Annotated in this window: 9 protein-coding genes and 1 pseudogene; 6 read left to right on the top strand and 4 right to left on the bottom strand. The window is 60.8% G+C overall.

What is annotated here, in order from left to right:
- The 4 genes and pseudogenes from PseuLF5_RS28345 to PseuLF5_RS22620 form a co-directional block, all read left to right on the top strand.
- A pseudogene (locus PseuLF5_RS28345) lies at positions 1–142 on the top strand (IS481 family transposase); the annotation flags it as partial.
- Positions 143–352: 210 nt separating this feature from the next.
- Positions 353–1,459, top strand: coding sequence for a GGDEF domain-containing protein (locus PseuLF5_RS22630; protein ID WP_128613703.1), 1,107 nt, complete (start codon positions 353–355; stop codon positions 1,457–1,459).
- Positions 1,452–2,387: an iron-sulfur-binding ferredoxin reductase gene (locus tag PseuLF5_RS22625; protein WP_123467288.1), complete on the top strand. Its 936-nt coding sequence runs from the start codon at positions 1,452–1,454 to the stop codon at positions 2,385–2,387. Before PseuLF5_RS22630 ends, PseuLF5_RS22625 begins: the two co-directional genes overlap by 8 nt.
- A 206-nt stretch (positions 2,388–2,593) precedes the next feature.
- A complete protein-coding gene (locus PseuLF5_RS22620; protein WP_128613705.1) occupies positions 2,594–3,343 on the top strand; it encodes an enoyl-CoA hydratase-related protein in 750 nt (249 codons plus the stop codon).
- A 96-nt stretch (positions 3,344–3,439) separates the two neighbouring features.
- Here PseuLF5_RS22620 and PseuLF5_RS22615 read toward each other — a convergent pair whose 3' ends face one another.
- From PseuLF5_RS22615 to pyk, 3 genes are all read right to left on the bottom strand, one after another.
- A complete protein-coding gene (locus tag PseuLF5_RS22615) occupies positions 3,440–4,762 on the bottom strand; it encodes a hypothetical protein (RefSeq protein ID WP_340134788.1) in 1,323 nt (440 codons plus the stop codon).
- A gap of 31 nt (positions 4,763–4,793) precedes the next feature.
- Complete coding sequence (locus PseuLF5_RS22610; RefSeq protein ID WP_340134787.1) at positions 4,794–6,077, bottom strand: hypothetical protein; 1,284 nt, start codon at positions 6,075–6,077, stop codon at positions 4,794–4,796.
- Between the two features lie 240 nt (positions 6,078–6,317).
- Positions 6,318–7,769, bottom strand: a complete 1,452-nt coding sequence (pyk, locus tag PseuLF5_RS22605) for a pyruvate kinase (protein ID WP_123467280.1) — start codon at positions 7,767–7,769, stop codon at positions 6,318–6,320.
- Positions 7,770–7,942: 173 nt separating this feature from the next.
- Here pyk and PseuLF5_RS22600 point away from each other — a divergent pair, with 173 nt between their 5' ends.
- Positions 7,943–8,329, top strand: coding sequence for a tetratricopeptide repeat protein (locus PseuLF5_RS22600; protein ID WP_123467278.1), 387 nt, complete (start codon positions 7,943–7,945; stop codon positions 8,327–8,329).
- A gap of 233 nt (positions 8,330–8,562) precedes the next feature.
- Positions 8,563–8,922, top strand: a complete 360-nt coding sequence (locus PseuLF5_RS22595) for a PilZ domain-containing protein (protein WP_123467324.1) — start codon at positions 8,563–8,565, stop codon at positions 8,920–8,922.
- Positions 8,923–9,068: 146 nt separating this feature from the next.
- On the opposite strand, the gene PseuLF5_RS22590 is transcribed toward PseuLF5_RS22595, so the two are convergent.
- Positions 9,069–9,437 (bottom strand): DUF6124 family protein, encoded by a 369-nt coding sequence (locus PseuLF5_RS22590; RefSeq protein WP_123467276.1) that lies wholly within the window; start codon positions 9,435–9,437, stop codon positions 9,069–9,071.

Below are 9,437 nucleotides of genomic sequence, written 5' to 3'. Positions count from 1 at the left end.
AGTCGGGAAAGCTTTTTACGGGAAGTCAGTAGCTATCCGGGAAACGACGGAGGACGGCATCCACGATGTCTACTGGAGTAGACATCGCATCGCCCGAATCGACTTGAACTTGCAGATCGTTACAGCAGGTAAGAAGATCTAAAACCGTCCACCATGTCTCCGAACATGTGTCCACCATGTCTCCGGTACATACAGGGAGAGGGTTAGGGTGAGGGGCTTTTCAGGTCATGCATTTGACGTCAATTTTCGAGCCCGAAAATCGGTGGTCATTTATCGACTACGCCACTAAAGTGGCAGCCGGTCTGTAGAGTAGGACACTCGGTCAGCCTCTTATCGCACGGTGAGTCAACGATTGACCCATAACGCCATTCAACGTCTTTTGCTCAAACGCTTCGCCCTTGCTGCGGCCACCTATGGATTGGCTTTGCTGCTGCTGTGGCTGACGTTTTTCACCGGTCATTACGACCAGTCCCTGAGCTCCGTGGCCACTGGCAGCGCGCTGGTGGTGATCAGTCAGGCGACGCTGTTCGCGCTGTTCTGGAGCGGACGCAACCAGCGCTTTTCCGACCCCAGCCTGACCGAAGCGCAGGTGCTGCTCGGGCTCGGCTGGCAGACCTGGCTGATGGCGCATCTGGATGAAGCCCGCGGCGCGTTTCTGGTGTTTTACGTGCTGATCCTGTTGTTCGGCCTGTTTCACCTCAGTCGGCGGGCGTTTATCCGCTGTGCGCTGTTGGTGTTCTTCAGTTTTTGCACGATCACGCTGTGGGACGCCTATCAGTTTCGCCTGCGCGAGCCGGCACTCGCCGCGTTGCAGGTGTGCATTCTGGCCATGGTGCTGGCGTGGCTGGTGCTGTACGCGCGCTTCGTTCAAGTCTCGCGCCAACGCATGCGTCAGCGCCGGTTTGCCTTGCAGGCGCATCAGGACACCCTGCGCGGGATGATGCGTCAGCTCGAAGACCTGGTTGCCACCGACGAGCTGACCGGGTTGTTCAACCGCCGGCACTTTCTGCGCCTGGCCTCGCGCGAACTCAATACGATGGACAGCGATGTCGTGCACGGCCTGGCGCTGATCGATCTCGATCATTTCAAACGCATTAATGACCTGCACGGTCATGCCGCCGGCGATCAGGTGTTGCAGGCATTCGCCGGTGTCGCTCAGGCCTGTCTGCGCGACGGCGACGTGCTGGCGCGTTATGGTGGTGAGGAATTTGTGCTGCTGCTGCCCGATTGCGACGCCGAACGCCTGACCGCCTGCTGCGAGCGCTTGCGCATCGCCTTCACCGATGTCGAACTGGTCGGTCTGAATGTGGGCTCGCTCAGCCTGTCGGCGGGCATGACCTTGCTCGGCCTGGGTGACGATCTCGACGACGCCTTGCAACGTGCCGATCAAGCGCTTTACCGGGCCAAGCGTGACGGGCGCAATCGCTGTGCGGCGGCCTGGGAGAATGTCGATGCCTGAACTTCGTGTCGGTGAACGACAGTGGTCGGTGGCGGCGGGCAGCAACCTGCTCGACGCCCTTAATCAGAACGGTGTCGCCGTGCCTTATAGCTGCCGCGCCGGCAGTTGCCATGCCTGTCTGGTGCAATGTGTGCAAGGCCTGCCGGCGGACAATCGCCCGGACGCCTTGAGCGCCGAGCAACGCCAGCAGGGCTGGCGGCTGGCCTGTCAGTGTCAGGTGGTCGAAGACTTGCAGGTGCACACCTTCGATCCGCTCACCGACGGACGCCCCGCCGAAGTCGAGGCGCTGGACTGGCTCAGTGACAGCGTGCTGCGCCTGCGTCTGACCCCGCAACGCCCGTTGCGCTACAGCGCCGGGCAACACCTGGTGCTGTGGCTAGATCACATCGCCCGGCCGTATTCGCTGGCGAGTCTGCCGGAAGAAGACCGCTTTCTCGAATTTCACCTCGACTGCCGCCAGCCCGGCGAATTCAGCGATGCCGCTCGACGGCTGCAGATCGGCGACCCGGTGCGCCTCGGCGAACTGCGCGGCGGCGCGTTGCATTACGACCCGGACTGGCACAGCCGGCCGCTATGGCTGCTGGCCGCCGGCACTGGCCTGGGCCCATTGTTCGGGGTGTTGCGCGAAGCCTTGCGCCAGGATCACCAGGGCGCGATTCGCATCATTCATGTGGCCCATGAGGCGAGCGACCACTATCTGGCCAAACCCCTGATGGCACTGGCCGCGCAGCGCGAAAACCTCAGTGTCGAGCTGTGGACGGCGGCCGAGTCAGCCGCCGCTTTGGCGCAACTGCGCCTTGTATCCCGGCAAACCCTGGCCTTAGTCTGCGGCTCAACCGCCAGTGTCGATGCCTTTGCAAAGCGTCTGTATCTGGCCGGACTGCCGCGCAATCAACTGCTGGCCGATGTGTTTCTGTCCCGCAGTTAAGCGCTGATATTCATGGGTTCGAAGAGCCTCTGATGAGGGGGCCTGTGTTGTGGAAGTGTCTGTGGCGAGAGAATTTATTCCCGCCGGGCTGCGCAGTGGCCCCATGATTTTGTGAGCGCTGCGCACTCAAACGGCGATAAACCCCTTCGCCACAGCCTCCCTTCACCCTCACTGAACTTCGCAACCCGGCACTGTTGAGAGATGCCATGACCGAAGCCATCCTGCTGGAGCGCGAACGCGGTTTACTGACCCTGCGCTTCAACCGTCCGGACAAGAAAAACGCCCTGACCCGCGCCATGTACAGCCGGCTCGCCGAGGCGCTGAAACAGGCCGACAGCGATCCTGCGATCACCGCCGTGCTGATCACCGGCAGTGCCGAGTGCTTCACCGCCGGCAACGACATTGCCGACTTCATCCAGCAACCGCCGAGCGACCTCGATAGCCCGGTGTTTCACTTCATGCTCAACCTGCTCGAATGCCGCAAACCGGTGATCGCGGCCGTGGCGGGGGCTGCGGTGGGCATCGGCACGACGCTGTTGCTGCATTGCGATCTGGTCTACGTCAGCCGCGACGCACGGCTGCGCATGCCGTTCGTCAATCTTGGCCTGTGCCCCGAGTTTGCGTCCAGCCTGATTCTGCCGCGCCTGCTCGGTCAGGCCAGGGCGGCGCAGTTGTTGCTGCTCGGCGAAGGGTTTACCGGCGAGCAAGCGGCGGCGTGGGGCATTGCCAGTGAGGCGTTGGGCAGTGGCGCTGCGGCGTTGGCCAAGGCCCGGGAAATGGCGCTGCGCTTCGATGAATTGCCGCCGCAAGCGGTGCGGATCAGCAAGCAACTGATGAAGGCGCCGGATCGTGAATTGATCCGCCAGGTGATCGAGGAGGAGGGTGCGCTGTTCACCCAGCGGCTGCGTTCGCCGGAAGCGCTGGCGGCGTTGACCGGGTTTATCAAGCGGCAGTGAAAGATCGCCGCCTTCGACAGCAACGGCCGCGGGTGTGGGTTGACCCGACAGCGCTGGCGAAGGTGGCGACCTATGGGTTTTTCAGGGTTCGCTCAGTCATGCTTGCGGGGCGATAAGGCCCCTGGCAACCCCCAACTGGTGATGATTATTGACGCGGACTGCTGCAAAAAACAGCACCGTGCGATCCGTGATCAAGGCGGACGCCATCCCGAAGGGGTCGGCATCGAACTGCAGCCAGCCCGTGCCCGCACCAAAGCTTTTGTCCAGGATGCCGGCGTCGGTGAATCGGGCCACGACGACCTGCGCGGGCTTATAAATGTGGCCATACACCAGAATGCTTCCGTCCTTCTGGACAGACGCGTGATGCCAGTAAGTGTCACGGTCGTCCAGCCTGGTCAGCAGCGGCTTGCCGCGATTGAACTGGATGTTGGTACTGCCATCGGATTCACGACTGACCAACAAACCGCATTCTGCGTCATCCAGCGTGTAACCGACGCCAAGCAAGCGTTGGTTCGTCTGCGCAACAAGACGTTCTAACAGAAAGCTCATTGGCGCTTTCTGCGGTTCAATCAACACATAGCCAGCGTCCCCGAATGAGACGTCAGTTGCGCCAGTGGCAAGCAATCTCGTGAAGAGCGCACGGGATCCTTCATTAGCCGGGTTCTGGCAATAACCACTGAGTACGTATTTGTCGTCAGCGCTGACCAGAACGTCGGTGAGGTGGGTATGCGCAAAATCGGCAAAGGCAATCCGGACGATGCCCGTCTGGTTGAAGTCGGGATCGAGCGCACCGTCCGGTGTCAGGCGAATGATCGCCGTTTGGGTTTCTTCCACGCCGTCATACACAGGTTCATGCAACAGGATTTTGCCGTCAGGCAGAATCACACTGTTACCCGCGGCTGCGACGTCGGAGGAGGTCGACGGCGCTTCAAAACCGTGCGCCTGAATCTCGCCGATACTGCCAAGTGCAATCAGCACTGTGCCGTTATTGCCGAATGCCGAGTCTGGAGTGCCATCGGGATGCAGACGGATCAGGCCTTTCCAGGTGTTGAAAGTGCCATCGTAATAGTGGCCGATCAGTAAGATTTTTCCATCGCTGAGTTCAACCACCTCGCTGATCTGCGAGTAGGAGCGCCCTTCATCGTTTTCGACAAACGCCGCGATGACATAACCGGCCTTGCCAAATGTCGGGTCGATCATCCCGTTTGCCGTTAGCCTCACGCAGTAGTAATCAACCCGCTGACGCTTGAGCTGCACATCGCCGACCACATACAGTCGACCGTCAGCATCAACGCCCATGCCTTTGGGGTTAACGCTGCCTTCGGGAGCGCTGGGAGCATTCAACAAGACCAGGCCGCCGTCACCAAAGGCGGGGTCGAGCTGTCCTTCATTGCGCAAAACCTTTGAATCAATGCTCATGTTCATCTCCTTGAAAGAGCCCGCCCCTTGTTCAGTCACGCCCGTGGTAACGCAGGACCCATCCTTGATTCGTCGAGTCTTTGAGGTAGGTTCCGGCCACTACGATTTTTCCATCCGCCTGGAGCGCGAGGCTGTCGAAAGAAAGCGCCCCGGTAAATGGCGTGCCCACCCAGCCGGCGTTGCCGAATGTTGAATCGAACGAGCCGTCGCTCAACATTCTGCCGATGACGGCGGGGGACGGTTGGTCGGACTGCTGGTATTTACCGACCAGCACGATCTTGCCGTCCGGTTGCATGACCCCGCTGCTCCAGTAGGTGGATGCGTACTCCAATCGGGTCAGCAGAGGCTTGCCGCGATTGAACTGGATATTGTATTCACCATCCGGTTCCAGGCTGATCAGGAGACCTTCAGTGCCGGTTTTGCCGATGCCCAGCAGCCGCTTGTTCGGTTGCTGGATCACGCACTCAAGAACCGGCGACCCCGACATCGGCTCAATGACAAACCCGTTGTTGCCGAACTGCGGATCGAGGCTGCCGTCGCGCAGGTAGCGTGCAAACAGGGCGGCGGATGTGCCTGAGCGGGGCGCCAGTGCGCCGCAGATGACGAGCTTGCCATCCTGATCGATCAAGCCGTTGCGCACCTTTACATCGGCAGGCGCCGCACCCGGGTAGAGGACCTGAACATAGCCTTTGTTATTGAAGGAGGTGTCCAGAGAACCATCGCTGTTGAGCAAGTACAGGAACGCCTGTGTGTCCTCTCCGTGCGTAATGGCGTAGGTGTACACCACGAGAATTTTTCCGTCGTCCAGCGACACGATGCTGCCCGATGAAGCCTGTTCGCTACCACTGGCTGCCTTCGCGGTCTGTTCGTCAGCACCTGCGGGCAACCGGAGGATGACGTAGCCCTGGTCTCCAAACGTGCTATCCAGCACACCTGCGGATGTAAAGCGCGCCAGTGCAGGTCTGCTTTCAGCGACGATGCCCAGAAGCAGCTTCTTGCCGTCGCTCAGGCAGATGACCGATTGCCCCTTGGACTCGGTTCTGACGGTAAAAGCACCACTGGCAATGCCCTCGTTTCCAAAGGTCGGGTCCAGCTTGCCGTCCAGCGTCAGGCAGCCCAGAACGTAAGCCTGGTCAGCGACCCCGGAGCCTGCCTGACCTGCGAAATACAAGCGTGTCGAGGTGTTGTCCGAACTGATCCCCCCCACATGGCTTTGCCGTCCGAGGGCCGGCAGCGTCAGCCGGAAAACGCCAGCGTCGGCAAAGTCTTCATCCAGCGTTCCTGCTTTTGGTGCCTGTCGGTTCGAGTGATTCATGGCGTTCTCCTTGAGTAGAGGATTCTCGACTCAAGTAACTGCCCGAATGCTTGCCCCGTCTACTGTCAGATCTGACAGTTGACACAGTGCTTGCCACAAAATTGCAGCTGCGGCCGCGCCTGAAAGGACCCCGCCAATCACGTGCAGGTGCTGCACAAGGCTGCGATTTTTTGATGGGCCGGAAAACAAAAAGCCCCGCCGTTCACACGGCGGGGCTTTGGTTTTTCAGCAACCGGTCACTCAGACCTGCGGGTCGCCCACGTGCAGGATCTTCATGCCGTTGGTGCCGCCGGTGGTGTGGTAGCTGTCGCCCTTGGTCAGGATGACCCAGTCGCCTTTTTCCACTACGCCGCGCTTGACCAGTTCGTCGATCGCCTTCTGGCTGACTTCGTGCGGTTCCAGCGAAGCCGGGTCGAACGGAATGGTGTACACGCCACGGAACATCGCCGCGCGCGCCTGGGTCTCGCGGTGTGGCGAGTAGGCGTAGATCGGCACCGAGGAGCGGATGCGCGACATGATCAGCGGGGTGTAACCACTTTCGGTCAGGGCGATGATCGCCTTGACGCCCGGGAAGTGGTTGGCGGTGTACATGGTCGCCAGTGCGATGCTTTCGTCGCAGCGGGTGAATTCCTTGCCGATACGGTGGCTGGAGGTCTTGCCGGTCGGGTGCTTTTCCGCGCCGACGCAGATACGCGCCATCGCCTGCACGGCTTCCAGCGGGTACTGGCCAGCGGCGGATTCGGCCGAGAGCATCACGGCGTCGGTGTAGTCGAGCACGGCGTTGGCCACGTCGGACACTTCGGCGCGGGTCGGCATCGGGTTCTGGATCATCGACTCCATCATCTGGGTCGCGACGATCACTGCCTTGTTGTGGCGGCGTGCATGCAGAATGATTTTCTTCTGAATGCCCACCAGCTCGGCGTCGCCGATTTCCACACCCAAGTCACCACGGGCAACCATCACCGCGTCGGACGCCTTGATCAGGCCGTCGAGGGTTTCGTCGTCCGCCACGGCTTCGGCGCGTTCGATCTTCGCCACCAGCCAGGCGGTGCCGCCGGCCTCGTCGCGCAGTTGACGGGCGTATTCCATGTCGGCCGCGTCACGCGGGAAGGACACCGCGAGGTAGTCGACTTCCATTTCCGCTGCGAGCTTGATGTCGGCCTTGTCTTTTTCAGTCAGGGCCGGCGCGGTCAGGCCGCCGCCGCGACGGTTGATGCCTTTGTGGTCGGACAGCGGGCCGCCGATGGTCACCACGCAGTTGAGTTCGGTGGCGGTGGCGGTTTCGACGCGCATCACCACGCGGCCGTCGTCGAGCAGCAGCTCGTCGCCCACGCCGCAGTCCTTGACCAGGTCCGGGTAGTCGATGCCGACCACTTGCTGGTTGCCTTCGGTCAACGGATGGCTGGTGGAGAAGGTGAACTTGTCACCGATCTTCAGCTCGATCTTCTTGTTGGCGAATTTGGCGATACGGATTTTCGGGCCTTGCAGGTCACCGAGCAGGGCGACGAAGCGGCCGTGCTTGGCAGCGAGGTCACGCACCAGTTTTGCGCGAGCCTTGTGCTCGTCGGGGGTGCCATGGGAGAAGTTCAGACGGGCGACGTCCAGGCCAGCCAGAATCAGCTGTTCGAGAACTTCCGGCGAGTTACTGGCCGGGCCAAGGGTAGCGACGATTTTGGTACGACGGACGGACATGCAAAGACTCCTCAGGTTCAAGCGCCAGCGAAGGCTACTATGCTCTTTGGGTGTAGTCATTGTTCGTTTGCACTACTTATCATTTTCTTTATTGAACGCGGCAACTTTGGGACAAACGCGCCTGAAGATTTCCGACCATGGGTCGATACAGAGCTCAAGACAGGAGAACCCCCATGCGATTGTTGCCCATTGCCGCCCTTGCCCTCAGCGTCCTCGCCGTCACGGGCTGCACCCGTTGGTCGATGAACCATCATTTGAACAACGCTTACAGTGCCTATGACCGTGGCAATTGCGAGCAGGTGATGCTCGAACTGTCCAAGGTCGAACGCGCCAGCCGTGCCCGCCCGTATGTGTGGCCGGAAGTGTCGATGATGCGCGGCCAGTGCCTGGAGCGGCAGAAGATGTTTGTCGATGCGGCGCAAACCTATCAGTTCATCATCGCCTCGTACCCCAACAGCGAATACGCCTTCCGCGCCCGCGCCCGTCTGGAAACCCTGCAGAGCCTGGGTCATTACCCGACCCGCAGCGCAGCAGCGGTGGTGCGCCCGACGGGCTCTTGATGACAGTTGTCATACAAAAGCTGGCCGGTTGTACAGGCTGAGCTATAGTCGAATGAATCGGGTCGCCGGTGAATCCGCGATGACCCGTGCAACACCTGCGACTGGCAGTTGTAAGGTGATGGCGTATTAGCGACCGTCACACCGGAAGCGGGGAGAGCGTGCCTGCGACACAGGCGCGTTCCGAAGCAAGGGTGCGGCTCTGTGAGGGAGCCTTGCAGGACGAACTGCGCATCATGTTTACCGACCGCCGGATCGAACGGCATCAGCTGCCGTACTTCCTCAGAGTGTTCAACAGCGTCACCGACAAACCCATCGGTTTTCTGGGCAATGTGTCCGAAGACGGGCTGATGCTGATCAGCCAGTTGCCGATGATGGTCGGTGCGGATTTCCATCTGCGCCTGAAAATTCCCTGCGGTGACGGTTGCCAGCAGGTGATCGACCTGGCCGCGTCATGCCTGTGGTGCCACGAGGATGCGACGCCGCTGCATTACGACGCCGGTTTCAGTCTGCTGCGAGCGCCGCCCGAATACGGGCAGTTGGTCGAGGCGTTGCGTCAGTACTTCAGCTTTCAGCCGTTGCCGGCCTCGGCCTGAGTGCTGCGGTGCCTTCATTATTGTTATCGCTGGCAAGCCAGCTCCCACAGGGTTTTCGTCGCGCTCGGAGGGTGTGTCCGTGCGCAGAACCTGTGGCAGCGGGCTTGCCCGCGATGGCGGCAGTGCAGGCGCCGCAGGGTTAACGATCAGGTCACGGCAATCGCCCGCTCACGGTCGAGCGTCTTCTCCGCCAGCAACAGGCCCATTTCACTCAATTGATAGATCGCCATCGCCAGATGGCGCGGCTTGTCGTCCAGGCTGTCGGCCAGGTCGAGCAGCAGAATGCTGACCGAGGAAAAGGTTTCGTAAGTCTGGATGGCCACGGCTTCGGGGTTGAGGTCGGGGCTGACCATGAACATCTGCATGCCGCGATCCACGGAGTTGCGCGATGGGGGTTCGGGTTTGAGGTAGTGGTCGAGGGCGCGCTCGGCGGCCTCGTTGAGTTTTTTTGAATCGGCTGAGGTGTAGGGGGAAACCGGGTCGGTTGCCGGGGGATTCGGTGTGTCTTTGAACAT

Origin of the sequence: Pseudomonas sp. LF-5 (assembly GCF_037626295.1) — a bacterium.
Classification (GTDB): Bacteria; Pseudomonadota; Gammaproteobacteria; order Pseudomonadales; family Pseudomonadaceae; genus Aquipseudomonas; species Aquipseudomonas monsensis.
The sequence above is the reverse complement of the archived record's forward strand: the minus strand, read 5'-3'. Positions and strand labels throughout refer to the sequence as shown.